The sequence below is a fragment of the Streptomyces sp. NBC_00727 genome, from assembly GCF_045161745.1.
In the GTDB taxonomy this organism is placed as follows: Bacteria; Actinomycetota; Actinomycetes; order Streptomycetales; family Streptomycetaceae; genus Streptomyces.
Genome location: NZ_CP108981.1, coordinates 2463253 through 2489664, shown reverse-complemented (window position 1 = coordinate 2489664; position 26412 = coordinate 2463253). Strand labels below are relative to the sequence as shown.

Below are 26412 nucleotides of genomic sequence, written 5' to 3'. Positions count from 1 at the left end.
GGCTGTGTGCTTCTGGCTGTACTGCTCACCGCCTGCCAGGGCGCCAAGGAGCGGGAAGAACCCAAGATGGACATGCAGCAGGCGGGGGAGCGTGCGGAGGGAATCCTGGACGGCACGATGGCGGCGATGCGGCCGCCGGTGGCGTGGTCCTACGGGAACCCTTCGGACACGGCGTGCAGCAGTGGTGTCAACGAGCCGAGCGGCACCACGACCGTCTTCCGTAGCCGGAACATCACCACCGTGGTTTCCGAGCAGCGGCGGGACGAGCTGTTGAAACAGGTCCGGGAGTACTGGGAGCAGCAGGGCGTACAGGACTTCACCGTTCACTCCGGCAAGGGAATGCCGCGTATACGGGCCACGACAGCTGACGGATTCACCGTCATCCTGCAGGTCGGCAGCATCGGCAACGTTTTCGTCGAAGCGGGTATCAGCTGTGTCGAGGACTCCGCGATGACCTACCCGACGGGAACCCCCGGCCTCCCCGGTGGCCCCGACGAGCCGGATCTCAGGCCCCACGAACACTCGCCCCACTGGTCCGCCACCGGCGCACCGCGCTGAGCCGGAACGCCCAACCGCCCGTCCCCCGGCCGGGGGACGGGCGGTGCGTGGAGACCGTGACCGGATTCGAACCGGTGTAACTCGAGTTGCAGTCGAGCCCCTGAGCCTCTCGGGCACACGGTCCTGCGTGGTGTCGCTGAACCGACCGTAGGGCCGGGCGTGCGCGCCGCTCAAGGGTTCCGGCGGGCGTGCAACGCGACTGCCATACGCCGTTCACGTTCGGCGCGGGGACGTAGGACCAACGGCCGAGGGCGGGGGCGACCACGGACAGGGTTCACCAGGCATTTCGCCCCTTACTCTTGGCTCATGACCGCCCTGGAACCGCGCGACGCCGATGTCCCGCGCCTCATCGAAGACGTCGACGCCCCCGCCCCGGCGGGGCCCGTGCTGCCGGAGGGCATCCTCGGGCGGACGTACCGGGCGCTCAGCATCGGCATCGTCTCCGTGGTGTTCCTGATCGCCTTCGAGGCCACCGCCGTGGGGACCGCGATGCCGGTCGCCGCGCGTGAGCTGCACGGCATCCCGCTGTACGCGTTCGCGTTCTCCGCGTACTTCACCACCAGCCTCTTCGCGATGGTGCTGTCCGGGCAGTGGGCCGACCGGCGCGGGCCGCTCGCGCCGCTGGCCGCCGGGATCAGCGCCTTCGGGGCGGGGCTGCTGCTGTCCGGGACCGCGGGCTCCATGTGGATGTTCATCGCGGGCCGGGCCGTGCAGGGACTCGGCGGCGGGCTGGTGATCGTCGCGCTGTACGTGGTGATCAGCCGCGCCTACCCGGAGCACCTGCGGCCGGGAATCCTGGCCGCGTTCGCCGCGAGCTGGGTCATCCCCTCGGTCGTCGGTCCGCTGGCCGCCGGGAGCGTGACCGAGCACCTGGGCTGGCGCTGGGTCTTCATCGGCATCCCGGCCCTGATCGTCTTCCCGCTGGCGCTCGCGCTGCCCGAGATCCGGCGCATGGCGTCCGGCCCGGCGGACCCGGCGGCGCCCGTGGAGGCGTACGACCGCCGCCGCATCGTGCTCGCGCTCGGCATCTCGCTGGGCGCCGGGCTCCTCCAGTACGCCGGGCAGGAGCGGAACTGGCTCTCCCTGCTGCCGGCCGCCGCCGGGGCCGCGCTGCTCGTCCCGGCGGTCCGGGGCCTGCTGCCCCCGGGCACGGCGCGCGCGGGGCGGGGGCTGCCGGCGGTGGTGCTGCTGCGCGGGGTCGCGGCCGGGTCCTTCATCGCCGCCGAATCGTTCGTCCCGCTGATGCTGGTCACCCAGCGCGGCCTGTCCCCGACCCTGGCGGGGCTCTCCCTGGCGGCGGGCGGCGGTACGTGGGCGCTCGGCTCCTACGTACAGTCCCGGTCCCGCCTCGAACCGCACCGCGAGCCGCTGATGGTCGGCGCCATGGTCCTGGTCGCCCTCTCCATCGCGGCGGCCCCGGCCGTGCTGATCACCTCCGTGCCGGTGTGGACCGTGGCGGTCGCCTGGGCGTTCGGCTGCTTCGGGATGGGTGTGGTGATCGCCTCCACCAGCGTGCTGCTCCTGAAGCTGTCCGCCCCCGAGGAGGCCGGCGCCAACTCGGCCGCCCTCCAGATCTCCGACGGCCTCTCCAACGTCCTCCTGCTGGCCGCGGGCGGCGCCGCCTTCGCGGCCCTGGGCGGCGGCACGGTGGACGCCACGGAGACGGCCGCCTCCACCTCCCACCCGGCCGCCTTCGCGGTCGTCTTCTTCCCGATGGCGGCGGTGGCCCTGGCGGGCGCGTGGGTGGCGGGGCGGGTGCGGACACATGCGTAGTACTGCGTAGTACCATGTAGTACCATGGGTTCATGGCTGGTCTGAATCTGCGGTTCACCGATGAAGAGCTGGACGCGTTGCGTGCACGGGCCGAGGCGGAGGGGCGGAGCATGCAGTCGTTCGCCCACGATGCGGTGATCACCGCCATAAACGAGCACTCACGCCTCTTCAACGAGGCGGCGGAGCACGTGCTGAGGGCAAGCGAGGAGCTCAACCGGAGGCTCGCCTGATGCAGTACCTGACCATGCCCGAGCTGCTCAACCTGGCGCATCGGCTCGGCGCGGCAGAGGTGCGCGACTACGGTCTGCTCGACTCCGCGCTGGTCCGCCCGCAGGCGAGCGTGTTCGGTCAGGACGCATACCCCGACGTTTGGCAGAAGGCTGCCGCGTTGATGGAGTCGCTGGCCCGCAATCACGCGCTCGTTGATGGCAACAAGCGCACTGCTTGGTATGCGACCTGGGTCTTCCTGCACATGAACGGGCATCCGCTGGACGTCGACTTCGATGTGGATGAGGCCGAGCGGTTCGTGCTGGACGTCTCCCAGGGATTGCTGGACGTGCCCAAGATCGCGGAGCAGCTGCCCGGTTTCACCAAGTAGAGAGCCTTGTGAAGCGGGTCTCAGAGGCGCCGAACCAGGGTCGGTTCGTAAGGGGTCCCGCCACGCCCACCGGTAGGGTGGCCCGGTTGTCGTATCGCGTGCGGAGCCGGTCCGGCCCGCGCGGACAGCGCCCACGTACCCGAGAGACCTTGAACCGGAGACCGTGACTACTACCGCCTCCCACCACCTCTCACCCGCCTTCCCCGGCCGCGCCCCCTGGGGCACGGCCGGCAAGCTGCGAGCCTGGCAGCAGGGGGCCATGGAGAAGTACATCCAGGAGCAGCCGCGCGACTTCCTCGCCGTCGCCACCCCCGGCGCCGGGAAGACCACCTTCGCGCTGACCCTCGCGTCCTGGCTGCTGCACCACCACGTCGTGCAGCAGGTCACCGTCGTCGCGCCCACCGAGCACCTGAAGAAGCAGTGGGCCGAGGCGGCCGCCCGGATAGGGATCAAGCTCGACCCCGACTACAGCGCCGGTCCGCTGAGCAAGGAGTACCACGGGGTCGCCGTCACCTACGCGGGCGTCGGCGTACGCCCGATGCTGCACCGCAACCGCTGCGAGCAGCGCAAGACCCTCGTCATCCTCGACGAGATCCACCACGCCGGCGACTCCAAGTCCTGGGGCGAGGCCTGCCAGGAGGCGTTCGACCCGGCCACCCGGCGGCTCGCCCTCACCGGTACGCCGTTCCGGTCGGACACCAACCCGATCCCGTTCGTCGTGTACGAGGAGGGCAACGACGGCATCCGCCGCTCCTCCGCCGACTACACCTACGGCTACGGCAACGCCCTGGCCGACGGCGTCGTGCGCCCGGTGATATTCCTCAGCTACAGCGGCAACATGCGCTGGCGCACCAAGGCGGGCGACGAGATCGCGGCCCGGCTCGGCGAGCCGATGACCAAGGACGCCATCGGCCAGGCCTGGCGCACCGCCCTGTCGCCCACCGGCGACTGGATCCCCAACGTCCTCAGCGCCGCCGACAAGCGGCTCACCGAGGTCCGCAAGGGCATCCCGGACGCGGGCGGGCTCGTCATCGCCACGGACCAGGAGTCGGCACGCGCGTACGCCAAGATCCTGAAGAAGGTCACCGGCGAATCGGCCGCCGTCGTCCTGTCCGACGAGAAGGCCGCCTCGAAGAAGATCGACAAGTTCAGTGAGGACGACTCGCGCTGGATGGTCGCGGTCCGCATGGTGTCCGAGGGCGTCGACGTGCCGCGCCTGGCCGTCGGGGTGTACGCCACCACCATCTCGACCCCGCTGTTCTTCGCCCAGGCCGTCGGCCGCTTCGTCCGCTCCCGCAGGCGCGGCGAGACCGCGTCCGTCTTCGTGCCCACCATCCCGATGCTCCTCGACTTCGCCAACGAGATGGAGGTCGAGCGGGACCACGTCCTCGACAAGCCCAAGAAGGGCAGCGACGAGGAGAACCCGTTCGCCGAGGAGGACAAGCTCCTCGCCGACGCCGAGAAGCTGGAGGACGAGGAGACCGAGGAGCAGCTGCCCTTCGAGGCGCTCGAGTCCGACGCCGTCTTCGACCGGGTGCTCTACGACGGCGCCGAGTTCGGCATGCAGGCCCACCCCGGCAGCGAGGAGGAGCAGGACTACCTCGGCATCCCCGGGCTCCTCGAACCCGACCAGGTGCAGCTGCTGCTCCAGAAGCGGCAGACCCGGCAGATCGCGCACAGCAGGCAGAAGCCCGCCTCGGAGGCCGACCTGCTGGAGAAGCCGGCCCAGGACCGGCCGGTCGTCACCCACAAGCAGCTGCTCGGCCTGCGCAAGCAGCTGAACACCATGGTCTCCGCCTACACCCACCAGAGCGGTAAGCCGCACGGCGTCATCCACACCGAGCTGCGCCGGGTCTGCGGCGGGCCGCCGAGCGCGGAGGCCACCGCCGGACAGATCGAGCAGCGGATCAAGAAGGTCCAGGAGTGGGCCACCCGGATGCGGTGACCCGCGTACGGCGCAACAGGCCCCGGCACCCTCCTCGCGAGGGTGCCGGGGCTTCGTCGATCCGGGAATCGGCGAAAAAGTTTTCACGGTGAGTTAACCGTGGTTCACGTACGGACTACGGAGCGTCGCGGACGAGTCGGCCGACATGGACGCGCGTAGATGCGCCGCAAACCGTCCGCGCGCCGCTGACCGGCACTTATGCTCGCCCGGCGCAACCCGGTTTCCGGAGGCGACCGGATTCTGGACGAGGCCTTCCGCTGAGCGGACTCGCTCGCTACTGTCCCAAAAATGTGAACGCCCCGTGGCAATGTGGCCGCGGAGCGCAGCCGGTGCCTTGGCCAGGCCGGCGGCCTCTCCGTGCGTCGCCGCTGGGACCGGTGGCCGCACATCCCGTGGGAACCAGCCGCCGCCGCTCACCCACGGAGGAGAGGGCGTCGTGACCGCGGAGACCTCCCAGACGCTCGACCGAGGACTGCGTGTCCTCAAGCTGCTCGCCGACACCGACCACGGTCTGACGGTCACCGAGTTGTCCAACAAACTCGGCGTCAACCGCACCGTGGTCTACCGTCTGCTCGCCACGCTGGAACAACACACCCTGATCCGCCGCGACCTGGGCGGCCGGGCGAGGGTCGGCCTCGGCGTGCTGCGCCTGGGCCGCCAGGTCCATCCGCTCGTGCGGGAGGCCGCGCTGCCGGCGCTGCGCTCGCTGGCCGAGGACATCGGGGCCACCGCCCACCTCACGCTGGTCGACGGCTCCGACGCGCTGGCGGTCGCGGTCGTCGAACCGACCTGGACCGACTACCACGTGGCCTACCGGGCGGGCTTCCGCCACCCGCTCGACCGGGGCGCCGCAGGCCGGGCGATCCTCGCCGCCCGCCAGAAGCCGGTCGGCGAGACCGCCTTCACCCTCACCCACGGCGAACTCGAAGCGGGTGCGAGCGGCGCGGCGGCGGCCCTGATGGGCGTGACCGGCGTGGAGGGCAGCGTCGGCGTGGTCATGCTCGCGGACTCCGTCCCGGAACGCGTGGGGCCGCGGGTGGTCGATGCGGCCCGGGAGGTGGCGGACGCGCTTCGCTGACGCGGTGCGCGAACCCTGCCCGGGCTGGATTGCCCGGCGGACCCGGTCCGGGGCGCCGGACGTTAGATTGGGCGCGTGTTCACACCGCCCCGCGCCCTCGCCCTCGCCGCTCTCCCCGTCGTCGCCCTCCTCGGCGTAGCCGCCTTCGCACCGTTGCCGTTCACGCTCGCGCAGCCGGGGACGACCGCGAACGTGCTGGGGGACGACCACGGCACCCCCGTGATCAGCATCAAGGGCACCCCCACCCGCTCCACCGAGGGCGAGCTGCGGATGACGACGATCGTGGCGACCGGGCCCAAGGAGGATGTGGGCATCGGTGACGTCGTCGACAGCTGGTTCCGTACGGACCGGGCCGTGCTGCCCCGCGACTCCGTCTACCCGACGGGCGGCTCCGTGAAGGAGATCGAGCAGCACAACCTGGACGACATGGCGGAGTCCCAGGACGCCGCTGTCGACGCCGCGCTGAACTATCTGGGCCGCAAGCCCGGCTCCGTCGACGTCACCCTGCACCTGGCGGACGTGGGCGGTCCCAGCGCCGGCCTGTTCTTCGCGCTCGGGATCGTCGACAAGCTGGACGGGGACGGTTCGGGCGGTGGCCTCACCGGTGGCCGTACCGTCGCGGGCACGGGCACGATCGACGTGAAGGGCGGGGTCGGCGCGGTCGGCGGGGTCTCGCTCAAGACGCAGGCGGCCCGGCGGGACGGGGCGACCGTCTTCCTCGTACCGAAGGCAGAGTGCTCGGAGGCGAAGTCCGAGCTTCCCAAGGGCCTGCACCTGATCCCGGTCACGACGCTGAAGGACGCGGTGAACTCGCTGCGCGCCCTGGACCGGGGCGGCAAGATCCCGAGCTGCTGAGCTCCGGGCTGAGCTCCGGGACGTTACGCCGTCCGAGGGGCGCGGGCCGGGCGGCCGGTGCCGGCCGGGAGCACGCGCAGGCCCATCCCGACGATGGTCCAGCCCAGCCTGTTCCGCAGCGTCCTGCGCAGGGCGGTGCGGCGGGCGAGGCGGAGGTCGCGGACGTGGAGGCGCATCTCGGGGGAGTGGACGCGGTACGGGGCGAGGTAGGTCTCGGGGTTCATGGCGGTCGGTCCCTTCAGTCGGTGCGGCGTGGGAAGACGTGCAGGTGGGTGCGGACGACGGCGGAGCCCTCGGTGCCCTCGGGCACGCGTCCGCGGTAGGTGTCGATCAGCTCGTGGACCTTCTCGGCGAGTTCGCGGGAGAGCTCGGGCGTGAGCCGGATCTTGAAGTCGCTGAGGCTCGAGCCCTCGTACCACTCGCGGGACCACTCGTGCATCGTGCCGAGCCAGGTGCTCAGCTCCTGGGCGTGGATCGTCGCCACCTCGTGGAGGACGACGCCCATGGCGCCGCGTACCTCGGGGTCGGCGTCGTGCATCAGCTCGGAGTCGAAGGCGGTGCCGGCGTGGGACGCCCGCCACCAGCGCTCGCGGCCCTTGCCGAGCGTCGGGTCGTCCTCGACGAAGCCGTACGAGGCGAGTTGCCGCAGGTGGTAGCTGGTGGCACCGCTGGACTCGCCGAGCCGCTCGGCGACGCCGGACGCGGTGGCGGGGCCGTGCTCCCGCAGGGCGTTGAGCAGGCGGATCCGCATCGGGTGGGCGAGGCCGCGCAGGGCGCGGGAGTCGATGCGCAGGAAATCGAGCTCGGCCGCCGTCGCGCTGTGGTCGTCGTTCGGTTCGGTGGGTGCCATGGCTCCACCGTAGAGTTGCAAAGAGACTTTTGCAACGGGTCTTTGCAAAGAACCTTTGTAACCCCTCGGTCCCCTGATCTCACCCCTCCTTGATGAACCCCTCCTCGATCAGCCAGTCCTTCGCCACCTCGTGCGGGTCCTGGCCGTCCACGTCCACCCGGGCGTTCAGGTCCTGGGCGACCTCCGTGTTCAGGCGCTTGCTGAGCGGGTCCAGGAGGCCGGCGATCTCCGGGTACTTCTCCAGCGTCGGGGTGTGGACCACGGGCGCCGCGTTGTAGTTGGGGAAGAAGTGCTTGTCGTCCTCCAGAACCTCCAGGTTCATCGCCTTGATGCGGCCGTCCGTGGTGAAGACCTCGCCGAGCAGGCAGGAGTCGGACTTGGAGACCTGGGTGTAGATGATCCCGGCGTCCATCTTGCGGATGCTGGAGGCCGGCAGGGACATCCCGTACGCCTTCTCCATGCCGGGCAGCCCGTCGTCGCGCGAGGCGAACTCGTTCTCGACGCACACCGTGACCGCCGACGGGTTCTTCTTCGCCAGGGCGGCGACGTCGGACAGCGTCTGCAGGTGGTACTTGGCGTTGTTCCTGCGGCTGATGGCCAGCGCGTACGTGTTGTTGAGGGTGGACGGCCGCAGCCACGTCACCCCGTTCTTCAGGTCGGCGTCGCGCACCGCCTTCCACTGCTCCATCGGGTCGACGATGGGCTTGGCGTGCCCGAGGTACGTGATCCAGCCGGTGCCCGTGTACTCGTACTCGGCGTCCGCGTCGCCCTGGATGACCGCCTCGCGGGCGCTGATCGAGCTCGGCAGGTTCGTCCGGTCGAGGACCTCCGCACCGGCCGCCTTGAAGATCAGCCCGATCATCTGGCCCAGGATGATGTTCTCGCTGAAGTTCTTCGAGGTGACGGTCAGCGACGCGCCGTCCAGCGGCTGCCCCTGCCCGACCGACCCGGGCACCACGTCGTCCACCATCGGGGACCCGCTCTTCAGCCCGCACCCCGCCAGCACCAGGGACAGCGCGGCCCCCGCCGCGAGGGCCCCGCGCACCCTCCGCGTCCTCATCGACCCACCTCCAGGCCGCGCGGGGTGAGCGCCACCTCGGCCAGCGAGGCCAGCCAGTCCACCAGGAGCGCCAGCACCACCGTCAGGACCGAGCCCAGCACCAGGACCGGCATGCGCTGGGTCTGGATGCCCGAGGTGATCAGGTCGCCGAGCCCGCCGCCGCCTCCGAAGGTCGCCAGGGTCGCCGTGCCCACGTTCAGCACGAGCGCGGTCCTGACCCCGGCCAGGATCAGCGGGACGGCGAGGGGGAGTTCGACCCGGGTCAGGGTGCCCATGGCCGACATCCCGATGCCGCGCGCGGCCTCCACCATGCTCGGCTCGATCGCCTTGAGACCGGCGACCGTGTTGGAGAGCACCGGCAGCACCGCGTAGATCACCATGCCGGTGATCGCCGTGGACGGGCCGATGCCGAGCCAGATCACCAGCAGCGCCAGCAGGCCGATCGCCGGGGTCGCCTGCCCGATGTTGGCGATCGCCGTCACCACCGGGGCGGCCTTGGTCAGGCCGCGCCGGGTCAGCGCGATGCCCAGCGGAATGGCGATGATCAGCACCCAGAACGTGGAGATCGCGGTCAGCCTCACGTGCTGCCACCAGCGCACCTCGACCGTGTCGCCGGCCAGCGAGTTCTCCGCGATCGAGTCCAGGTGGACGTTGTTGATCCAGACGTACGTGAGGACCAGCACCACCGCGAGCGTCGCCGGGAGCACCACCAGCTTGCGCCAGGTGATCCGGCGCGGCGGCTTCGCCGGCCGCGGGGTGGGCTGCTGCTCCTCTTCCGCCTCCTCGTCGCGGAAGGCGTGCCCCTTCACGTCGTGCTCGCCCGGCGGCCGCGCGCCGGAGGACCCGGAGGAGGGGGAGTCGGGGGTCATGCGCCCGCACCGCCCTCCAGCTCCTCGGAGGTCTGGTGGACGCGCAGCTCCTCCAGGTCGTGCTGGTGCTCGATGGCGGTCAGCCGGTCCGCCTCCAGGAGCTCGTGCACCGAGTTCATCAGGGTGTGCATGTCGACGACCCCGGTGAACTCCCCGCGCCGCCCGGTCACCGCGACCCGCCCGCCGCTGTCCGTGAGCACCGCCTCCAGCGCGTCGTGCAGCGTCGCGTCCCGGGTCACCGTGTCGTGGACCAGCTGCCCGGCCCGCGCCAGGGAGCCCCGGGCCCGCATCAGGTCGCCGCGCCGCAGCCACTTGTAGGGGCGGCCCCGGCGGTCCAGCATCAGCAGCTCGTTGTGCGAACCGCTGCGCAGCTTGTTGAAGATCTCCTGGAGCGGGTCGTCCACCGTCACGGTCGGGAAGTCCGCGATCTCCACCTCCCGCACCCGGGTCAGGTTGAGCCGCTTCAGCGCCGCGCCCGCGCCGACGAACCCGGAGACGAAGTCGTCCGTCGGGTTGGTGAGGATGGCCTCCGGGGTGTCGAACTGCGCGATGTGCGACCGCTCCCGCAGCACCGCGATCCGGTCGCCCAGCTTGATCGCCTCGTCGAAGTCGTGGGTGACGAAGACGATCGTCTTGTGCAGTTCGTGCTGGAGCCGGATCAGCTCGTCCTGGAGGTGGTCGCGGGTGATCGGGTCGACCGCGCCGAACGGCTCGTCCATCAGCAGCACCGGCGGGTCGGCGGCCAGCGCCCGGGCCACGCCCACGCGCTGCTGCTGGCCGCCGGAGAGGGCGCGCGGATAGCGGCCGTGGAACTCGCGCGGGTCCAGGCCGACCAGGTCGAGCATCTCCTCCACCCGGTCCTTCACCCGAGACTTGGACCAGCCGGTCATCTTCGGTACGAGGGCGATGTTCTCGGCGACCGTCATGTGCGGGAAGAGCCCCGACGACTGGATCGCGTACCCGATCTTCCGGCGCAGCTTCACCGGGTCGATGTCGGTGACGTCCTCGTCGTCGATCCTGATCCGGCCGGACGTCGGCTCGATCAGCCGGTTGATCATCTTCAGCGTGGTGGACTTCCCGCAGCCGGACGGACCCACGAAGATCACCGTCTCGCCGGCCTTGATCTCCATCGAGACGTTCTCCACCGCCGGGTTCGGGTTGCCCGGATAGCGCTTGGACAGGTTCTCCAGCTGGATGGTGGCGCCGGAGGTGGCCATCGGCTCCGGCGCGGTCTCGGTCGCGGTCTCAGACACGGATCCCCCTGGGGATGGTGAGCCGGCCCAGCAGGACGTACGCGGCGTCGAAGAGCAGGGCGAGGACGACGATGCCGAGCGTGCCCGCGAGCACCTGGTTGATCGCGTTGGCGCTGCCCAGTGAGGCGATGCCGCGGAAGATCTCGTTGCCGAGGCCGGGCCCGGAGGCGTACGCGGCGATGGCGGCGATGCCCATCAGCATCTGGGTGGAGACCCGGATGCCGGTGAGGATCGGCGGCCAGGCCAGCGGCAGCTCCACCTTGAACAGCCGCGCGGTCCGCGACATCCCGATGCCCTTGGCGGCGTCGACCAGGGCGGGGTCGACGCCGCGCAGGCCCACGATGGAGTTGCGGACGACGGGCAGCAGCCCGTACAGCGTCAGGGTGATCACCGTGGGGGCGACCCCGAGGCCGACCAGCGGGATCAGCAGACCGATGGCGGCGAGGGACGGGATGGTTAGCACGGTCGCCGTCGAGGTGATCGCGACCGACGAGCCCCAGCCGCTGCGGTAGCTGACGACCCCGATCAGGACACCGAGCACGGTCGCGAGGACCATGCACTGGAAGACCGCGCTGACGTGCTGGAAGGCGTCGGTGAGCAGCTGCTGGTGGCGGTTGGCCACGTACTCCCAGAAGCTCACCCGTCACTCCTCGGCTCAGTCGGTGTCCCGCGCCGCCTGTTCCACGAGCGGGATGACGCGCAGCGGCACGGGGTTCTCCATGACGATCGCCGTGGAGGCCCGGACGATGCCATCAAATCCGACAACCCGGTCGATCACCCGCTGGAGATCCGCGTTGGACCGGGCCACCAGCCGGCACAGCATGTCCCCGTGCCCGGTGGTGGTGTGCAGTTCGAGCACCTCCGGTACGCCGCTCAAGTGCGCCCGTACGTCGGCGCCTTGGCCCTGTTTGATCTCCAGCGTCGCGAACGCGGTGACCGGGTAGCCGAGAGCCGCCGGATCGACGTCCGGGCCGAATCCGCGGATGGCGCCATTCGACTGAAGGCGGTCCAGACGGGCCTGGACCGTCCCGCGTGCCACGCCCAGCCTGCGCGACGCCTCCAGAACGCCGATCCTGGGTTCACGCGCGAGCAGCACGATGAGCCGTCCGTCGAGTCGGTCGATCGCCATGCCGGCCTCCGGGGGCGGTGTGATGGGCATCATGTACAGATAGTCCGGCCATCATGGGCAGCTTCTGTACAGGTTGACCAGTGATTATGGGAACTGTTGCGCACCTTGCGGAGCGGCGGGAACCTCTGGGCATGACAGAGACGATGCACAGCACCCCCGAGACGTCCCGGCAGGCCGACCCCTTCCCCGTCAAGGGGATGGACGCCGTCGTCTTCGCCGTGGGCAACGCCAAGCAGGCCGCGCACTACTACTCGACCGCCTTCGGCATGAAGCTGGTCGCCTACTCGGGCCCGGAGACCGGCAGCCGCGAGACCGCCAGTTACGTGCTCACCAGCGGCTCCGCCCGCTTCGTCCTCACCTCCGTCGTCAAGGCGTCCTCCGACTGGGGCCACTTCCTGGAGGACCACGTCACGGCCCACGGCGACGGCGTCATCGACCTCGCCATCGAGGTCCCGGACGCCCGCGCGGCGTACGCGTACGCCGTCGAGCACGGCGCCACCGGCATCGAGGAGCCCTACGAGACGAAGGACGAGCACGGCACCGTCGTGCGCGCCGCCATCGCCACGTACGGCAAGACCCGCCACACCCTCGTCGAGCGCACCGGCTACTCCGGCCCGTACCTGCCGGGTTACGTCGCCGCCAACCCGATCGTCGAGCCGCCGGCCAAGCGCTTCTTCCAGGCCATCGACCACTGCGTCGGCAACGTCGAGCTCGGCCGGATGAACGAGTGGGTCACGTTCTACAACAAGGTCATGGGCTTCACGAACATGAAGGAGTTCGTGGGCGACGACATCGCGACCGAGTACAGCGCCCTGATGTCGAAGGTCGTCGCGGACGGCACGCTCAAGGTCAAGTTCCCGATCAACGAGCCGGCCGTCGCCAAGAAGAAGTCCCAGATCGACGAGTACCTGGAGTTCTACGGCGCCGCCGGCGTCCAGCACATGGCGCTCGCCACGAACGACATCGTCGCCTCGGTGAAGGCGATGCGCGCCGCCGGTGTGCAGTTCCTCGACACCCCCGACTCGTACTACGACACCCTCGGCGAGTGGGCCGGCGAGACCCGCGTGCCGGTCGAGACCCTGCGCGAGCTGAAGATCCTCGTCGACCGCGACGAGGACGGCTACCTGCTGCAGATCTTCACCAAGCCGGTCCAGGACCGCCCGACCGTCTTCTTCGAGATGATCGAGCGCCACGGCTCGATGGGCTTCGGCAAGGGCAACTTCAAGGCCCTGTTCGAGGCGATCGAGCGCGAGCAGGAGAAGCGCGGCAACCTGTGACGCGTCAGGCGTGAATGAGGGGCGGGCCGGATCTCCGGCCCGCCCCTTTGTCCTCTGCCGCCGTACGTCAGCGCCCGGCCGCCGACGGCGCGGCGGACGGCTGTACGGGGGCCTGCGGGGCGGCCGACGGGGGCGCCGGGACCGCCTGGCGCCCCTGCGGACCCGCCGGCGCGGGCTGCTGCTGAGGCGCCGGAGCCTGCGGTGCCGGGGGTTCCGGGGCCGGGGGCGGCCGCATGTCCGCCGGGCCGCCCGCCGGCGGCTCGCCCAGGTCGTCCAGCGCCTCCCGCGCGAGCGGCGCGTCCAGCGGGGAGAACTTCGGGTTGGTGCGCAGCGCCGCCTCCAACTGGCGCCGCGCCGAGCCGTAGTCGTTCACCGCGCGCTGCACCATGCCCAGGTGGTACGCGTACGAGGCGTTCTGCCCGCCCGAGTCCACCGCCCGCTGCGCGTACTCCACCGCCGCGTCCGAGTCGCCCGACCGGTGCAGCGCCCAGCCCAGCGCGTCGGCCACCGCCGCGCTGCGGTGCCCCCGTTCCCACTCCGCCCGCAGCAGCTCCACCGCCGCGTCCGCGTCCCCGTGCGCGGCCTCGAAACGGCCCAGCGTCAGCGACTCGTCCACCCCGCGCGCCGTGCCCCGCTCCAGCGCCGCGCGGAGCTTCTCGTACTGGCCCACCGAGTCCCCGTCGAGCCCCAGCGACTCGTACAGCTCGCCCAGCTCCAGCAGGTACGCCGGGCGCGGCGACTTCGCCAGGGCGGCCTGGTAGTCCCGCACGGCCTCGTCGGTGCGCCCGAGGGCCGCGAGCGCGCGGGCCCGCCCGGCGAGGGCGGAGTGGTGACCCTTCTCGACGCGCAGCGCCGCCCCGTACTGGGCCACGGCCTCCTTCGGCTCGCCCCGCTCCCAGGCCAGCTCGCCCAGCCTGGTCAGGCAGGCGGCCTTCTCGGCGGGCGTCCTCGCCCGGTTCGCCGCGTCCTGCGCGGTGGCCAGCGCGTCCTCGCGCCAGCCCCGGTCCCGGTACATCTCGGCGGCCCGGCCCAGCGCCGGCACCCCGGCCCGCAGCTCGGTGAACTTCTCCACCGCGGTGATCGCCGACTTCCGGTCGCCGAGGCCGTTGTAGGCGTCGATCAGCTCGGGGTAGACCGTCCACTCCTTCGGCTGCCGCGACCGGACCGTCTCGCCCCACTTCTTCGCCGTCACGAAGTCGTGCCGGGCGTTGGCGAGCGAGGCGAGACCGACCCAGGCCGCCGTGTTGCCCTTCTCGCCCGGCCGCACGTCCAGCGAGCGCTTCAGCGCCTGCTCGGCCCGGGCGTAGTACGCCGGATCGGCGGCCCGCCGCCCCCACTCCACGTACGCCGACCCCAGCACCGCCCAGGCGGGCGCGTCCGAGGGGTGCGTGCCCACCCACTTCTGCCGGTCCCCGATGAGCGCCGTGAGATCGGGGAGCGAGGCGGGGGAGCCGGCGGCCGTCGCGGTCATCGCGCGCGAGACCGGGCCCGGGAGGGGCGGCGCCGCGTCCGTGTCGTCGTCGGGCACGGCGACCACCGCGCCCGTCACCAGGACCGCCCCCGCCACCATGCCGAAGGCGGCCCGGCGCAGGGTCGTGCGCATCGTGGGGGGCGGGGGCTCGGCCAGGGACGCGGGGTCCGGCGGGGGAGCGTCGGGGGCGGGCCAGCCGGTGTCGGAGGAGTTCTCGGGCCCGGGGGCCCCCGGGGGCTGCTGAGGCGTGAGTTCCATGCCGCTCACTGTGCGTCAGTATGAAGATCGCACCGCGTCTTGGGATCGCCACCGCAGACGGGTTCACACCAATGGGCCCGGGTGCCACGCTTGGATCATGGACGATCTCCTCGAACTCCTGCGAGCGGGCCTCCCGGCCGAGGCCCTGATCACCGACCCGGACGTCACGGCCTCCTACGCCCACGACATGGCGAGCTTCTGCGAGGCGGGCACCCCCGCGGTCGTCGCGCTCCCGCGCACCGTCGAGCAGGTCCAGCACGTCATGCGCACCGCCACCGCGCTGCGCGTCCCGGTCGTCCCCCAGGGCGCCCGCACGGGCCTGTCGGGCGCGGCCAACGCCACCGACGGCTGCATCGTGCTCTCCCTGGTGAAGATGGACCGCATCCTGGAGATCAGCCCCGTCGACCGCATCGCCGTCGTCGAGCCCGGAGTGATCAACGCCGTGCTCTCCCGTGCCGTCGACGAACACGGCCTCTCCTACCCGCCGGACCCCTCCAGCTGGGAGATGTGCACCATCGGCGGCAACATCGCCACCGCGTCCGGCGGCCTGTGCTGCGTGAAGTACGGGGTCACCGCCGAATACGTCCTCGGTCTCGACGTCGTCCTCGCGGACGGGCGCCTGCTCACCACCGGCCGCCGCACCGCCAAGGGCGTCGCCGGCTACGACCTCACCCGCCTCTTCACCGGCTCCGAGGGCAGCCTCGGGATCGTCGTGAAGGCCGTCCTCGCCCTGAGGCCCCGGCCGCCCCGGCAGCTCGTCCTCGCCGCCGAGTTCGCCGACGCGTCGAGCGCCTGCGACGCGGTCTGCCGGATCATGGAGAGCGGCCACACCCCGTCACTCCTCGAACTGATGGACCGTACGACCGTCCAGGCGGTCAACCGCATGGCGAACATGGGCCTCCCCGAGACCACGGAGGCCCTGCTGCTCGCCGCCTTCGACACCCCGGACCCGGCCGCCGACCTCGCCGCCGTCGCCGCCCTGTGCACCGCAGCCGGCGCCACCGACGTCGTGCCCGCCGAGGACGCGGCCGAGTCCGAGATGCTCCTCCGGGCCCGGCGGATGTCGCTGACCGCACTGGAGACCGTCAAGCCGGCGACGATGATCGACGACGTGTGCGTACCGCGCTCGCGGCTCGGCGCCATGCTGCGGGGCACGGCGGAGGTCGCCGAGAAGTACGGCCTCACCATCGGCGTCTGCGCCCACGCGGGCGACGGCAACACCCACCCCGTCGTCTGCTTCGACCCCGCCGACGCCGACGAGTCCCGGCGGGCCCGCGAGTCCTTCGACGAGATCATGGCGCTCGGCCTCGCCCTCGGCGGCACGATCACCGGCGAGCACGGCGTGGGCGTCCTGAAGAAGGAGTGGCTGGCGCGCGAACTCGGCGAGGTGAGCGTGGAACTGCACCGGGGCATCAAGCAGGCATTCGACCCGCTCGGGCTGCTCAACCCGGGCAAGGTCTTCTGACCCGGCCCGGCCCACGCCTCTCACCCCTCCCCGTCCTGCGACTCGTCCGACGGCCACGGGTCGCTCATCCACAGGTCGTCGGCCGGCAGTGGCGCCAGGAGTTCGGCCAGCCCCTCGTCGATGCCGAGCCGCCCGGTCTCCGTACCCGGCGGGACCACCCGCAGCGTCCGCTCCACCCAGACCGCGACCGCCGCGGACTCCACCTCCAGCAGGGCGTTGCCGTCCGGGGACGTCAGCGCCACGCAGATGACGCTGTTCCCGTCCACCTTGGTCGGCCAGATCCGCACATCGCCCTGCCCGCACGGCCGGAACACCCCCTCCACCAGCAGATCGCGGGCGAACGTCCAGTACACCGGCGAGTCGGAGGTGATGTGGAAGGTGATGTGCACGGCGTACGGGTCCTCCGTGCGGTACGTCAGCCTGGCCGGTACGGCGATGCTGCGCTCGGGCGACAGGACCAGCTTGAGCTCCAGCTCGCGTTCCACGACGGTGTGCATGAGGGCGTCCTTCCGTTGTCCGGAGCCGGTCCCACGACCGGCCCGCACGAGTGAGAGCGCCCTCGGCGCCATCCATTACGCGACTTCGGGAAAATAATTCCGGCGTGACCGGAAAGTGGGCCAAACCCCCGGACACGCCCGGGGATACGCGCCTGTCTGATAGATGTGGACTCCTGTATTGAGGCCTCGAAGAGATACGGGACCACGGTGATGAGCGCCCCAACCCCGGCACCCGGTGACGAAAGCCCCCGCGAGGGGTACTACCCCGACCCGTCCATCCCCGGCTACGTCCGCTACTGGAACGGCGCCTCCTGGGTCCCCGGTACCAGCCGCCCGGCCCCGCGGCAGGACGAGACGGCCGCGGCCGAGGAGACCGGTCCGGTGTTCCTCGACGACCGGCCGGACGGGGCGGCGGGCCCCGAACCCGCGACCGCCTGGCAGGCCGACGCCTCCCGCCAGGCGGGCTTCGGCGGCGACCGCGACCGCCGGGTGTCATGGGGCGGTCCGGGTCCGGAGGCCCCGGCCCCGGAAGACGCGGCGCCGGCCCCCGACCCGAGGGTTCCGTCCTCAAACGCCGGACGGGCTGGGGCCGGCGAGCTGGTCCGGCCGCCTCAAGCCCGTCCGGCGCTCGGGGGCGGAACCGGTGCGCCGGAGCCTGCCGCGCCCGCGCCCGCGTCGGCCCCCGTCCCGAGGGTTCCGTCCTCAAACGCCGGACGGGCTGGGGCTGACGGGCTGGTCCGGCCGCCTCAAGCCCGTCCGGCGCTCGGGGGCGGAACCGGTGCGCCGGAGTCCGCCGCGCCCGCGCCCGCGTCGGCCCCCGTCCCGAGGGTTCCGTCCTCAAACGCCGGACGGGCTGGGGCTGACGGGCTGGTCCGGCCACCTCAAGCCCGTCCGGCGCTTGAGGACGGAACCGGTGCGCCGGAGTCCGCCGCACCCGAGAACACCGTCGCGATCCGCGCCCTGCGCCGGCCGGGCGGCGAACAGCCCGCCACCGAGGGCACCCTGACCATCCGCGCCCTGGACGCGGCCCCGCGCCCGCCAGCCGCCCCCACCCCCGGCGCCCCCTGGGACCGGCAGGGCCCCGTCAGCCAGCCGGCCCCCGCGCCGCAGGCGCACCCCGCGCCGCAGGCGCAACCCGCGCAAGCCGCCCCCTGGAAGCCCCCCGTCGACGACCACTTCCAGCGGCTCGCCGCGGCCCGGGCCTCCGGCCGCCCCGCCCCGCTCGGCAAGCGGTTCGCCGCCCGGCTCATCGACAGCGTGCTGCTCGGCGCGCTCACCGCGGCGGCCGCCGTGCCGCTGGCCGCCCGGGCCGCCGACCACATCGACGACAAGATCGACGCGGCCAAGCTGTCCGGCGAGACGGTCACCGTCTGGCTGCTGGACTCCACCACGGCCGCGCTGGGCGGTGCGGTGCTCGGGGTGTTCCTGGTGCTGGGCGTATTGCTCGACGCGCTGCCCACCGCGAAGTGGGGCCGTACGCTCGGCAAGAAGCTGTGCGGGATCGACGTACGGGACATGGAGTCCCACGAGGCGCCCGGCTTCGGGGCCGCGCTGCGCCGGTGGCTGGTGTACGCGGTGCCGGGCATCCTGGCCGTCGGGTTGGCCGGTGTGCTGTGGTGCCTGGTCGACCGGCCGTGGCGCCAGTGCTGGCACGACAAGGCGGCGCGCACCTTCGTCGCGGGCTGACACCATCCGCCCAGGGGTGTCCCCCGAACGCACCTGAGCCGTTGCGCGGGCCCGGGTGGCGGGATGCACTGCCCCCATGAGCAACGATCAGCCGCCGCCCGGTCAGCCGCCCGAGGACGACCCCTTCAGGAAGCGGCCGCCCGGGGACCAGCCGCCGCCGTCGTCCGGCTCGCCCTACGACGGCGCACCGCCGCCTCCGCCGCCGTACGACCCGGGGCCCTACGGGGGCGGCGGAGCGTACGGCGGGGCGGACCCGCTCGCGGGGATGCCGCCGCTCGCCGAACCGGGCAAGCGCATCCTGGCCCGGCTGATCGACTTCCTGATCATCTCGATCCCGCTGTACCTGATCTCGCTGCCCTGGGGCGGCGCGGTCGGGGCGACGGACAGCGGCAACGACGACGACGTCGGCGACATCTTCGCCCAGACCTACAGCGGGCATCAGCTGCTCTGGTCGCTGATCGCCCTCGTCGTCTACGTCGCGTACGACACGTACTTCACGCACAAGGACGGCCGCACGCTGGGCAAGCGGCTGCTGAAGATGCGGGTCGCGATGCTCAACGACGGCCGGGTGCCGGACACCGGGGCGGCCTTCATGCGGGCCGTGGTGCTGTGGCTGCCGGCGCTGCTGTGCTGCCCGTGCCTGTGGTGGCTGATCAACATCGTGCTCATGTTCACGGACAAGCCCTACCGCCAGGGCCTCCAGGACAAGGCGGCCAAGACGGTGGTCGTGGCGGTCAACTGAGCCTCGAAGCGGGCCCGGCGCGGGCCCGGCGCGGGCTCAGCGCGAACTCTGTGCGGAGACGGGGGCGCGTTCCTCGTCGCGGGCGGCCGGGGCGGTGCCACGGTGCGCGGACACCGGGGTGCCCGTACCCGCCGCCTTCGCCGTGTGCCGGCGGGGCTTCGGGGGTACGGTCACGGACACCACGAGCCCGAGTACGAGCGCGGCCGTGCAGACGGCGGCGATTCCGATGCCCGAGCTGGTGCGGAACAGCAGCAACATCGCCAGGGTCGAGAAGACGACGGTGACCGAACCGTAGGAGAGCTGTGCGGCAGTGGGTCGCGGCATGGCTTCTTTTCCGTCCTCGGGACGTCGGATGGGCGGTCTCTCGACACGGTCGCACTGTCGAGCGACTCTACGACGGTGGATGCCCGCGAGGAACGGCTAGTAAGCGTAACCTAACCCACAGTGCGGATGCATGGGGGGCGCACGGAGTCATCTCGCGCGCCCCGGAAGGGGTCTGACGCGCCGGTGGGTTGGAAACACTTCGTCCGGATACCGGAACGGTGCTCCTGCATAGTGCACTTGCTCTGTCCAAGTCAAGGTCTGTCTTTTCTTCCGTAACTCCGGTCGAATGTCGTCACTTGTGACGCGTTTCCGCGCGCGGCCTCTCCACACTCCCGGGCCGTCGCCGCGGACGCCGGGGAGGACTGCATCAAGTGATCATTAAGAGACGGGCGCTTCGGACCGGAGCGGTTGTCGTGGCCATGGCCGCAACCGCCGCCACCGCATCCGCCTTCGCCACCGCTCAGGCAGATGACCGGGCGTCAGGCACCGCTGCCTCCATCGACCGCCGGGACCCGGGGTCGGCCAAGGGCAACGAGCACGACCTGGAAGGCCCGTACAGCAAGCAGCAGGCGGATCAGCGCCAGGCTGCCCTGGAACAGGTCATATCCGGCGACAAGAAGGTGACGTCGCGCGGAGGCTCCAAGGTCGTCAAACTCGACAACAAGAAGTACGTCGAGCTCGGCCGCGAGAAGACCGACAAGATCTTCACCGTGCTGGTGGAGTTCGGCGGCCAGGTCGACGACACGACCATGTACGACCCGGACGGCGCGGGCCCCAAGCCCGCCGTCAAGAAGTACGGCGGCACGCCGGGTCCGCTGCACAACACGATAGCCAAGCCCGACCCGAAGAAGGACAACAGCACCGCCTGGCAGGCCGATTACAACCAGGCCCACTTCCAGGAGCTGTACTTCGGCACGGGCGCGGGCAAGCACTCGCTGAAGACGTACTACGAGAAGACCTCCTCCGGCCGCTACTCGGTCGACGGAGAGGTCTCCGACTGGGTCAAGGTCCCCTACAACGAGGCGCGCTACGGCTCGAACTACTGCGGTTCGACCAACTGCGCCAACGCCTGGGACATGATCAAGGACGGCGTCAACGCCTGGGCCGCCGGCCAGAAGGCCAAGGGCCGTACGCCGGAGCAGATCAAGACGGACCTCGCCCAGTACGACCAGTGGGACCGTTACGACTACGACAACGACGGCAACTTCAACGAGCCCGACGGCTACATCGATCACTTCCAGATCGTGCACGCCGGCGAGGACGAGTCGGCCGGCGGCGGCGTCGAGGGCACCGACGCCATCTGGGCGCACCGCTGGTACGCGTACGGCACCAACGCCGGCGCCACCGGCCCGGCCGAGAACAAGGCCGGCGGCACCCAGATCGGTGACACCGGCATCTGGGTCGGCGACTACACCGCGCAGCCCGAGAACGGCGGCCTGGGCGTCTTCGCCCACGAGTACGGCCACGACCTCGGCCTCCCGGACCTCTACGACACGACCAACACCGCCGAGAACTCGGTCGGCTTCTGGTCGCTGATGTCGGCGGGCTCCTGGCTCGGCACCGGCAAGAACAGCATTGGCGACATGCCCGGTGACATGACCGCCTGGGACAAGCTCCAGCTGGGCTGGCTGAACTACGCCGAGGCCAAGGCCGCGACGAAGTCCACCCACAAGCTGGGCGTGTCCGAGTACAACACCAAGGACAAGCAGGCGCTCGTCGTCACGCTGCCCGCGAAGCCCGTCACCACCGCCGTCACGACGCCCGCCGAGGGCGCCACGCAGTGGTGGAGCGACATGGGCGACAACCTCAGCAACACGCTGTCCCGCCCGGTCGACCTGACCGGCAAGTCCAAGGCGTCCCTGGACCTCCAGGGCTGGTGGGACATCGAAGCCGACTACGACTACCTCTACACCGAGGTGTCCACCGACGGCGGCAGCAACTGGACCGCGATCGACGGCACCGCCGACGGTCAGCCGATCCTGCGCGACGCCAGCGACAAGCCGGCCCTGACCGACGTCTCCGGCAAGTACAAGAAGCTCTCGTACCCGCTGGACGCCTACGCGGGCAAGAAGATCGACATCCGCTTCCGCTACGCCACCGACGGCGGCGCGGGCGGCGTGGGCTTCGCGGCCGACACCATCTCGGTGACCGCCGACGGCGCCGCGCTCTTCACGGACAACGCCGAGAGCGGCGACAACGGCTGGACCGTCAAGGGCTTCTCGCGGGTCGGCAAGTCCTTCACCAAGGACTACCCCCAGTACTACATCGCGGAGAACCGCCAGTACGTCAGCTACGACGAGACGCTGAAGACCGGTCCGTACAACTTCGGCTTCTCCAAGACCCGTCCGGACTGGGTCGAGCACTTCCCGTACCAGAACGGCCTGCTCGTCTGGCTGTGGGACACCTCCCAGACCGACAACAACGTCTCGCAGCACAACGGCGAGGGTCTGATCCTGCCGGTCGACGCGCACGCCAAGCCGCTGAAGTGGGCGAACGGCACGGTCATCCGCAACAAGATCCAGCCCTTCGACGCCCCGTTCAGCTGGTACCCGACGGACGGCTTCACGCTGCACCTGGCCGACCAGGCCGTCAAGATCAAGCCGCAGCTCGGCGTCCCGTCCTTCGACGACCACAAGGGCACCTACTGGTACAAGGAGAACCCGACCGGGAGCGTCAAGGTCCCGGACACCAACACCAGGATCACGATCATCAGCGAGCCGCGCAGCGGCGACACGATGACCGTCCGGGTGAGCTCCTCCTCGCGCAAGTAGAACCACATCACCGCAGGTCATAGCGTGATCGGCCGTCGCCCTCTAGCGGGCGGCGGCCGATCGTGTTTAGGTGCCCCTGTTCACTTTCCGAGACCGACCGGGGTGTGGAGGGCGGGTGGAGGAGCGGGGTTGGGTGCGTGCAGCTGCAAGGCGGAGGACTGAGGCAACGCGGAGCGTTGTTGATTGACGACAACGCCGCAGATGTGCGTGCCCAGCCCCACGACGCCGCCCTCCACACCCCGGTCGGTCTACCGACACGATGTCTCACGGGGGAGCTCGTACGCATGGCAGGCGGAGGATTCAGCAAGTTGCCGAACGGCAGTGTGGTCGTCGCGATCACCCTGCCGAGCCCGGCGGAAGGCCCCGGACCGGGCTCCCCGGTCCGGGTCCTGGTGCACGCGGCCAACCGGCCCCGCGCCCTGACCAGGCTGCGCAACCTGGGCCTGCGCTCCGTCTACCTGCGCGGCAACGCCGAGCCGCCCACCCCCGACGAGATCACCGCCGTCCTGCACCACCCCGACGGCGTCCTGTGGCGCGCGAGACCCGGGTACGCGCAGGAGCTCTGGCACCCCATCCGCGCCCTGCTCAGGCCCTCCGCACCGGCCGCAACCCCGTAGGGGGCGTTCAGACGACCGGCTTGCCCGTCAGCACCACACCCGCGCCGCGCAGCTCGGCCAGCGCCCGCTCCGTCGTCGCCTCGGCGACGCCCGCGGTCAGGTCGAGCAGCACATGCGTGGCGAAGCCCTCACGGGCGGCGTCCAGCGCGGTCGCCCGCACGCAGTGGTCGGTCGCGATGCCGACCACGTCGACCTCGGTCACGTCGTGCTCGCGCAGCCAGGCGGCGAGTCCCGTGCCGTTCTCGTCGAGGCCCTCGAAGCCGCTGTACGCGGCCGCGTAGGCCCCCTTGTCGAACACGGTGTCGATCGCCCCCGAGGCGACGGCCGGCGCGAAATTGGGGTGGAAGCCCACACCCTCCGTACCGGCCACGCAGTGCGGCGGCCACGAGTGCTCGAAGTCCGGGGCCGGCGAGAAGTGGTCCCCGGGATCGATGTGGTGGTCCCGGGTGGCCACCACGTACCGGTAGGCGGGCCGGCTCTCGCCGATCAGGTCCGTGATGGCGGCGGCGACATCGGCGCCTCCCGCCACGGCGAGGCTCCCGCCCTCACAGAAGTCGTTCTGAACGTCCACGACGATCAAGGCGCGGTGCATGCGGGTTTCCTTCGGGGAGTGGGGGAGCGGTACGGGGACGGCCCCGAGCCTAGAGATTCCGCGCAGGCAATCAAGCGCGCCCGCGCAAAATCGGGCCCGCCGGGCATTCCGGCACGGCGCGCAGGATCAAGCCCGTCCGGCGATTGAGGACAAAGCGGCACTCCGGAGCGCCCGGACCCCGCGCAGCCCCGTCACACGTACTCGGTAGGAATCACCGCCTCGCCGCGCGACAACTGCATGGCCGACAACGGCAGCCCCGCCCGCGCCGCGATGTGCCGCTCGCGCGCCGCGTCCAGCGGCTCCCGCGCGACCACCTCGCCGCCCCGGACCAGCTCCACCAGCAGCTGCCGGCCGGCCAGCTCCTCGGGCACCGGGCCGGTGCCGATCACCTCGGCCTCGGCCACGCCGTCCTCGTCAAGCCGGCGCGCGGCCCACTTGCGGCCGCCCTTCGAGGACTTCGCGCCCATCGACTTCTTCGCGACCGGCCGCAACTCGTCCGCCGGGTCCGCGGACCCCGCGCGGGCGACGAGCTTGTAGACCATCGAGCACGTGGGGTGCCCGCTGCCGGTCACCAGCTGCGTGCCCACCCCGTACGCGTCCACCGGGGCGGCGGCCAGCGAGGCGATGGCGTACTCGTCCAGGTCCGAGGTCACCACGATCCTCGTCTCCGTGGCACCCAGCTCGTCCAGCTGCTGGCGCACCCGGTGGGCGACCAGCAGCAGGTCCCCGGAGTCGATCCGTACCGCGCCCAGCTCGGGCCCGGCGATCTCGACCGCCGTACGGACCGCCGTCGCCACGTCGTACGTGTCCACCAGCAGCGTCGTGCCACGGCCCAGCGAGTCCACCTGTGCCCGGAAGGCGTCGCGCTCCGAGTCGTGCAGCAGGGTGAACGCGTGGGCGCTCGTCCCGACCGTCGGGATGTTGTAGCGGAAACCGGCCGCCAGGTCGGACGTGGTGTCGAAGCCGCCGATGTACGCCGCCCGGGCCGAGGCGACCGCCGACAGCTCGTGGGTGCGCCGCGCACCCATCTCGATCAGCCCGCGCCCGCCCGCCGCGGCCGACATCCGGGAGGCCGCCGCGGCGATCGCCGAGTCGTGGTTGAGGATCGACAGGATCACCGTCTCCAGCAGCACGCACTCGGCGAAGGACCCCTCGACCCGCAGGATCGGCGAGCCCGGGAAGTACACCTCGCCCTCCGGGTAGCCCCAGATGTCCCCGCTGAACCGGTAGTCCGCCAGGTAGTCCAGCGTCGGCCCGTCCACGACGGACTGGTCGCGCAGGAAGCCGAGCATCTCCTCGTCGAAGTGGAAGTTCTCCACCGCGTCCAGGACCCGCCCGATGCCCGCGACGACGCCGTAGCGCCGCCCCTCGGGCAGCCGGCGGGTGAACGCCTCGAAGACCGAGCACCGGTCGGCGGTGCCGGCCTTCAGCGCGGCCTGCACCATCGTGAGCTCGTACTGGTCGGTGAAGAGCGCTGTCGACGGCACACCGACCCGTCGCCCAAGGTCCGCAGATTTCATGCCGGGGATGCTACCCCTATTTCGTCAAAGTGACGAGATGGGGGTCCGGGAGGCGGCGCGGCGAGGGGGCCGTTTGTGCGATGGGCCACTACGAGTGGCAGCATGGGGTAGGTGAGCGTCGCCCCTACAGAGATCGAACGTCCCGAATCGGCCGAGGACCACCTCGTCGTGCCCGAGCCCGACGTCCCCTGGGTGACGCTGGTCCACAACGACCCGGTCAACCTCATGAGCTATGTGACCTACGTGTTCCAGGCGTACTTCGGCTACTCCAAGGACAAGGCGCACAAGCTGATGCTCGACGTCCACCAGAAGGGCCGCGCCGTCGTCTCCAGCGGCAGCCGCGAGGAGATGGAACGCGACGTCCAGGCCATGCACGGCTACGGGCTGTGGGCCACGCTCACCCAGGACCGCAACTAGCACCGCACGGCCCCACGCACCGCCCGCCCGACCATCATCGGAGAGAACCCATGGCCGGCCACTTCGAGGCCACCCCCGGCGGCGGCGCGGCCGTCGCGCTCGACGAGGTGGAGATCGCGATCCTGCGCTCCCTCGCCGTCCAGCTCCTCGAGCTCATCGGCCCCGGCGACGAGCCCGCCGCGGGCGAGGACCCGCTCGCCGCCCTGTTCGCCGAAGGCCCCAGCGAACCGCCCACCGACCCGGCCCTGGCCCGCCTCTTCCCCGAGGCTTACGGCGACGGCGACGACGAACTGCGCGCCGCGTCCTCCGAGTTCCGCCGCTTCACCGAGAACGACCTGCGCACCCGCAAGCGCGACGACGCGCTCGTCGTCGTACGCACACTCGATGCGCTGACGCCCGCGGGTGAGGGCGCCGCCGTGCTCACGCTCACCGCCGACGAGTGCCGGAACTGGCTCGGCTCGCTCAACGACCTCCGGCTCACCATCGGCACCCGGCTCGACGTCAGCGACGAGGACGAGGGCGAGGAGGGCTCGCTCTACCGGCTCCCCGACAGCGACCCCCGAAAGCCCATGGTCATGGCCTACCTCTGGCTCGGCGCCCTCCAGGAAACCCTGGTCGAGACGCTGATGCCGTGACACCGGACGCGCGCCCCGTCACCGCGTTCGCTCAACGGACACTCAAATCCGAATAACGATCGCGTCACCTGAACGGTCTTTTTTGCAGCGCCCGTTCCACCTTGTCCGCTTTTACTTGAGGTGTGCGCCACAGAACGTCCGCCGGACCACCGTTGTGCCCGTGATAAATCTT

General features: G+C 71.1%; 27 protein-coding genes and 1 tRNA gene. 15 read left to right on the top strand and 13 right to left on the bottom strand.

What is annotated here, in order from left to right; all coding sequences use genetic code 11:
• Positions 1-6 precede the first annotated feature (6 nt).
• Positions 7-558: a hypothetical protein gene (locus OG242_RS11115; RefSeq protein ID WP_405897999.1), complete on the top strand. Its 552-nt coding sequence runs from the start codon at positions 7-9 to the stop codon at positions 556-558.
• Positions 559-606: 48 nt separating this feature from the next.
• Here the strand turns inward: OG242_RS11115 and OG242_RS11110 are convergent.
• A tRNA-Cys gene (locus OG242_RS11110) sits at positions 607-681 on the bottom strand.
• A 183-nt stretch (positions 682-864) separates the two neighbouring features.
• On the opposite strand from OG242_RS11110, the gene OG242_RS11105 reads away from it, so the two are divergent.
• The 6 genes from OG242_RS11105 to OG242_RS11080 all read left to right on the top strand — a co-directional run bounded on the left by OG242_RS11105 (position 865) and on the right by OG242_RS11080 (position 6807).
• Complete coding sequence (locus OG242_RS11105; RefSeq protein WP_405897998.1) at positions 865-2331, top strand: MFS transporter; 1467 nt, start codon at positions 865-867, stop codon at positions 2329-2331.
• A gap of 32 nt (positions 2332-2363) precedes the next feature.
• Complete coding sequence (locus OG242_RS11100) at positions 2364-2561, top strand: Arc family DNA-binding protein (protein ID WP_405897997.1); 198 nt, start codon at positions 2364-2366, stop codon at positions 2559-2561.
• Entirely contained in the window at positions 2561-2929 is a 369-nt protein-coding gene (locus tag OG242_RS11095) for a type II toxin-antitoxin system death-on-curing family toxin (RefSeq protein WP_405897996.1), read from the top strand. The genes OG242_RS11100 and OG242_RS11095 overlap by 1 nt, the downstream gene beginning before the upstream one ends.
• 163 nt (positions 2930-3092) lie before the next feature.
• Positions 3093-4874 carry a DEAD/DEAH box helicase gene (locus tag OG242_RS11090; RefSeq protein ID WP_405897995.1) on the top strand — a complete coding sequence of 594 codons (1782 nt, stop codon included), beginning with the start codon at positions 3093-3095 and terminating at the stop codon, positions 4872-4874.
• 436 nt (positions 4875-5310) lie between these two features.
• Complete coding sequence (locus tag OG242_RS11085) at positions 5311-5952, top strand: IclR family transcriptional regulator (protein ID WP_136201975.1); 642 nt, start codon at positions 5311-5313, stop codon at positions 5950-5952.
• A gap of 75 nt (positions 5953-6027) precedes the next feature.
• Positions 6028-6807, top strand: a complete 780-nt coding sequence (locus tag OG242_RS11080; protein WP_405897994.1) for a S16 family serine protease — start codon at positions 6028-6030, stop codon at positions 6805-6807.
• 23 nt (positions 6808-6830) lie between these two features.
• Here the strand turns inward: OG242_RS11080 and OG242_RS11075 are convergent, their stop codons facing one another.
• The 7 genes from OG242_RS11075 to OG242_RS11045 form a co-directional block, all read right to left on the bottom strand.
• Positions 6831-7031, bottom strand: a complete 201-nt coding sequence (locus OG242_RS11075) for a hypothetical protein (RefSeq protein ID WP_405897993.1) — start codon at positions 7029-7031, stop codon at positions 6831-6833.
• 14 nt (positions 7032-7045) lie between these two features.
• The gene (locus OG242_RS11070) at positions 7046-7657 is read right to left on the bottom strand and encodes a helix-turn-helix domain-containing protein (protein ID WP_405897992.1); all 612 of its coding nucleotides are present in this window, start codon (positions 7655-7657) and stop codon (positions 7046-7048) included.
• Between the two features lie 79 nt (positions 7658-7736).
• The gene (locus OG242_RS11065; RefSeq protein WP_405897991.1) at positions 7737-8717 is read right to left on the bottom strand and encodes a glycine betaine ABC transporter substrate-binding protein; all 981 of its coding nucleotides are present in this window, start codon (positions 8715-8717) and stop codon (positions 7737-7739) included.
• Positions 8714-9586 carry an ABC transporter permease gene (locus tag OG242_RS11060; protein ID WP_405897990.1) on the bottom strand — a complete coding sequence of 291 codons (873 nt, stop codon included), beginning with the start codon at positions 9584-9586 and terminating at the stop codon, positions 8714-8716. The genes OG242_RS11065 and OG242_RS11060 overlap by 4 nt, the downstream gene beginning before the upstream one ends.
• The gene (locus OG242_RS11055; RefSeq protein ID WP_405901575.1) at positions 9583-10803 is read right to left on the bottom strand and encodes a betaine/proline/choline family ABC transporter ATP-binding protein; all 1221 of its coding nucleotides are present in this window, start codon (positions 10801-10803) and stop codon (positions 9583-9585) included. Before OG242_RS11055 ends, OG242_RS11060 begins: the two co-directional genes overlap by 4 nt.
• A 28-nt stretch (positions 10804-10831) precedes the next feature.
• The gene (locus tag OG242_RS11050; RefSeq protein WP_405897989.1) at positions 10832-11479 is read right to left on the bottom strand and encodes an ABC transporter permease; all 648 of its coding nucleotides are present in this window, start codon (positions 11477-11479) and stop codon (positions 10832-10834) included.
• A gap of 15 nt (positions 11480-11494) precedes the next feature.
• Positions 11495-11968 (bottom strand): Lrp/AsnC family transcriptional regulator, encoded by a 474-nt coding sequence (locus OG242_RS11045; protein ID WP_018100765.1) that lies wholly within the window; start codon positions 11966-11968, stop codon positions 11495-11497.
• Between the two features lie 131 nt (positions 11969-12099).
• On the opposite strand from OG242_RS11045, the gene hppD reads away from it, so the two are divergent.
• Positions 12100-13245: a 4-hydroxyphenylpyruvate dioxygenase gene (gene hppD, locus OG242_RS11040; RefSeq protein ID WP_405897988.1), complete on the top strand. Its 1146-nt coding sequence runs from the start codon at positions 12100-12102 to the stop codon at positions 13243-13245.
• A gap of 67 nt (positions 13246-13312) precedes the next feature.
• Here hppD and OG242_RS11035 read toward each other — a convergent pair whose 3' ends face one another.
• Positions 13313-14974 (bottom strand): tetratricopeptide repeat protein, encoded by a 1662-nt coding sequence (locus tag OG242_RS11035; RefSeq protein WP_405897987.1) that lies wholly within the window; start codon positions 14972-14974, stop codon positions 13313-13315.
• A gap of 97 nt (positions 14975-15071) precedes the next feature.
• On the opposite strand from OG242_RS11035, the gene OG242_RS11030 reads away from it, so the two are divergent.
• Positions 15072-16439 carry an FAD-binding oxidoreductase gene (locus tag OG242_RS11030; RefSeq protein WP_405897986.1) on the top strand — a complete coding sequence of 456 codons (1368 nt, stop codon included), beginning with the start codon at positions 15072-15074 and terminating at the stop codon, positions 16437-16439.
• A gap of 20 nt (positions 16440-16459) precedes the next feature.
• On the opposite strand, the gene OG242_RS11025 is transcribed toward OG242_RS11030, so the two are convergent.
• Positions 16460-16936, bottom strand: a complete 477-nt coding sequence (locus OG242_RS11025; RefSeq protein WP_405897985.1) for an SsgA family sporulation/cell division regulator — start codon at positions 16934-16936, stop codon at positions 16460-16462.
• A gap of 210 nt (positions 16937-17146) precedes the next feature.
• Between OG242_RS11025 and OG242_RS11020 the strand changes: the two genes are divergently transcribed.
• The gene (locus tag OG242_RS11020; RefSeq protein ID WP_405897984.1) at positions 17147-18622 is read left to right on the top strand and encodes an RDD family protein; all 1476 of its coding nucleotides are present in this window, start codon (positions 17147-17149) and stop codon (positions 18620-18622) included.
• Positions 18623-18698: 76 nt separating this feature from the next.
• Positions 18699-19364: an RDD family protein gene (locus OG242_RS11015; protein WP_405897983.1), complete on the top strand. Its 666-nt coding sequence runs from the start codon at positions 18699-18701 to the stop codon at positions 19362-19364.
• Between the two features lie 36 nt (positions 19365-19400).
• Here the strand turns inward: OG242_RS11015 and OG242_RS11010 are convergent, their stop codons facing one another.
• Positions 19401-19688, bottom strand: coding sequence for a hypothetical protein (locus OG242_RS11010; RefSeq protein ID WP_405897982.1), 288 nt, complete (start codon positions 19686-19688; stop codon positions 19401-19403).
• A 371-nt stretch (positions 19689-20059) separates the two neighbouring features.
• Here OG242_RS11010 and OG242_RS11005 point away from each other — a divergent pair, with 371 nt between their 5' ends.
• Together OG242_RS11005 and OG242_RS11000 are read left to right on the top strand one after the other, a co-directional pair.
• Positions 20060-22459: an immune inhibitor A domain-containing protein gene (locus OG242_RS11005; protein ID WP_405897981.1), complete on the top strand. Its 2400-nt coding sequence runs from the start codon at positions 20060-20062 to the stop codon at positions 22457-22459.
• Positions 22460-22743: 284 nt separating this feature from the next.
• Positions 22744-23076: a hypothetical protein gene (locus OG242_RS11000; RefSeq protein WP_405897980.1), complete on the top strand. Its 333-nt coding sequence runs from the start codon at positions 22744-22746 to the stop codon at positions 23074-23076.
• A 7-nt stretch (positions 23077-23083) separates the two neighbouring features.
• On the opposite strand, the gene OG242_RS10995 is transcribed toward OG242_RS11000, so the two are convergent.
• Positions 23084-23668, bottom strand: a complete 585-nt coding sequence (locus OG242_RS10995) for an isochorismatase family protein (protein WP_405897979.1) — start codon at positions 23666-23668, stop codon at positions 23084-23086.
• A 191-nt stretch (positions 23669-23859) separates the two neighbouring features.
• On the bottom strand, positions 23860-25188 hold the full coding sequence (locus tag OG242_RS10990; protein WP_405897978.1) for a nicotinate phosphoribosyltransferase: 1329 nt from the start codon (positions 25186-25188) through the stop codon (positions 23860-23862).
• Positions 25189-25299: 111 nt separating this feature from the next.
• On the opposite strand from OG242_RS10990, the gene clpS reads away from it, so the two are divergent.
• The gene (clpS, locus tag OG242_RS10985; RefSeq protein WP_018517937.1) at positions 25300-25605 is read left to right on the top strand and encodes an ATP-dependent Clp protease adapter ClpS; all 306 of its coding nucleotides are present in this window, start codon (positions 25300-25302) and stop codon (positions 25603-25605) included.
• 50 nt (positions 25606-25655) lie between these two features.
• Positions 25656-26240, top strand: a complete 585-nt coding sequence (locus OG242_RS10980; protein WP_405897977.1) for a DUF2017 domain-containing protein — start codon at positions 25656-25658, stop codon at positions 26238-26240.
• Positions 26241-26412 lie beyond the last annotated feature (172 nt).

Excerpts from the sequence above, each read along its gene's own strand:
- OG242_RS11105 (WP_405897998.1), top strand. The coding sequence starts at position 865 with ATGACCGCCCTGGAACCGCGCGACGCCGATGTCCCGCGCCTCATCGAA.
- OG242_RS11100 (WP_405897997.1), top strand. The coding sequence starts at position 2,364 with ATGGCTGGTCTGAATCTGCGGTTCACCGATGAAGAGCTGGACGCGTTG.
- OG242_RS11095 (WP_405897996.1), top strand. The coding sequence starts at position 2,561 with ATGCAGTACCTGACCATGCCCGAGCTGCTCAACCTGGCGCATCGGCTC.
- OG242_RS11075 (WP_405897993.1), bottom strand. The coding sequence starts at position 7,031 with ATGAACCCCGAGACCTACCTCGCCCCGTACCGCGTCCACTCCCCCGAG.
- OG242_RS11070 (WP_405897992.1), bottom strand. The coding sequence starts at position 7,657 with ATGGCACCCACCGAACCGAACGACGACCACAGCGCGACGGCGGCCGAG.
- OG242_RS11065 (WP_405897991.1), bottom strand. The coding sequence starts at position 8,717 with ATGAGGACGCGGAGGGTGCGCGGGGCCCTCGCGGCGGGGGCCGCGCTG.
- OG242_RS11060 (WP_405897990.1), bottom strand. The coding sequence starts at position 9,586 with ATGACCCCCGACTCCCCCTCCTCCGGGTCCTCCGGCGCGCGGCCGCCG.
- OG242_RS11055 (WP_405901575.1), bottom strand. The coding sequence starts at position 10,803 with ATGGCCACCTCCGGCGCCACCATCCAGCTGGAGAACCTGTCCAAGCGC.
- OG242_RS11045 (WP_018100765.1), bottom strand. The coding sequence starts at position 11,968 with ATGGCGATCGACCGACTCGACGGACGGCTCATCGTGCTGCTCGCGCGT.
- hppD (WP_405897988.1), top strand. The coding sequence starts at position 12,100 with ATGACAGAGACGATGCACAGCACCCCCGAGACGTCCCGGCAGGCCGAC.
- OG242_RS11035 (WP_405897987.1), bottom strand. The coding sequence starts at position 14,974 with ATGGAACTCACGCCTCAGCAGCCCCCGGGGGCCCCCGGGCCCGAGAAC.
- OG242_RS11030 (WP_405897986.1), top strand. The coding sequence starts at position 15,072 with ATGGACGATCTCCTCGAACTCCTGCGAGCGGGCCTCCCGGCCGAGGCC.
- OG242_RS11025 (WP_405897985.1), bottom strand. The coding sequence starts at position 16,936 with ATGCACACCGTCGTGGAACGCGAGCTGGAGCTCAAGCTGGTCCTGTCG.
- OG242_RS11020 (WP_405897984.1), top strand. The coding sequence starts at position 17,147 with ATGAGCGCCCCAACCCCGGCACCCGGTGACGAAAGCCCCCGCGAGGGG.
- OG242_RS11015 (WP_405897983.1), top strand. The coding sequence starts at position 18,699 with ATGAGCAACGATCAGCCGCCGCCCGGTCAGCCGCCCGAGGACGACCCC.
- OG242_RS11010 (WP_405897982.1), bottom strand. The coding sequence starts at position 19,688 with ATGCCGCGACCCACTGCCGCACAGCTCTCCTACGGTTCGGTCACCGTC.
- OG242_RS11000 (WP_405897980.1), top strand. The coding sequence starts at position 22,744 with ATGGCAGGCGGAGGATTCAGCAAGTTGCCGAACGGCAGTGTGGTCGTC.
- OG242_RS10995 (WP_405897979.1), bottom strand. The coding sequence starts at position 23,668 with ATGCACCGCGCCTTGATCGTCGTGGACGTTCAGAACGACTTCTGTGAG.
- OG242_RS10990 (WP_405897978.1), bottom strand. The coding sequence starts at position 25,188 with ATGAAATCTGCGGACCTTGGGCGACGGGTCGGTGTGCCGTCGACAGCG.
- OG242_RS10980 (WP_405897977.1), top strand. The coding sequence starts at position 25,656 with ATGGCCGGCCACTTCGAGGCCACCCCCGGCGGCGGCGCGGCCGTCGCG.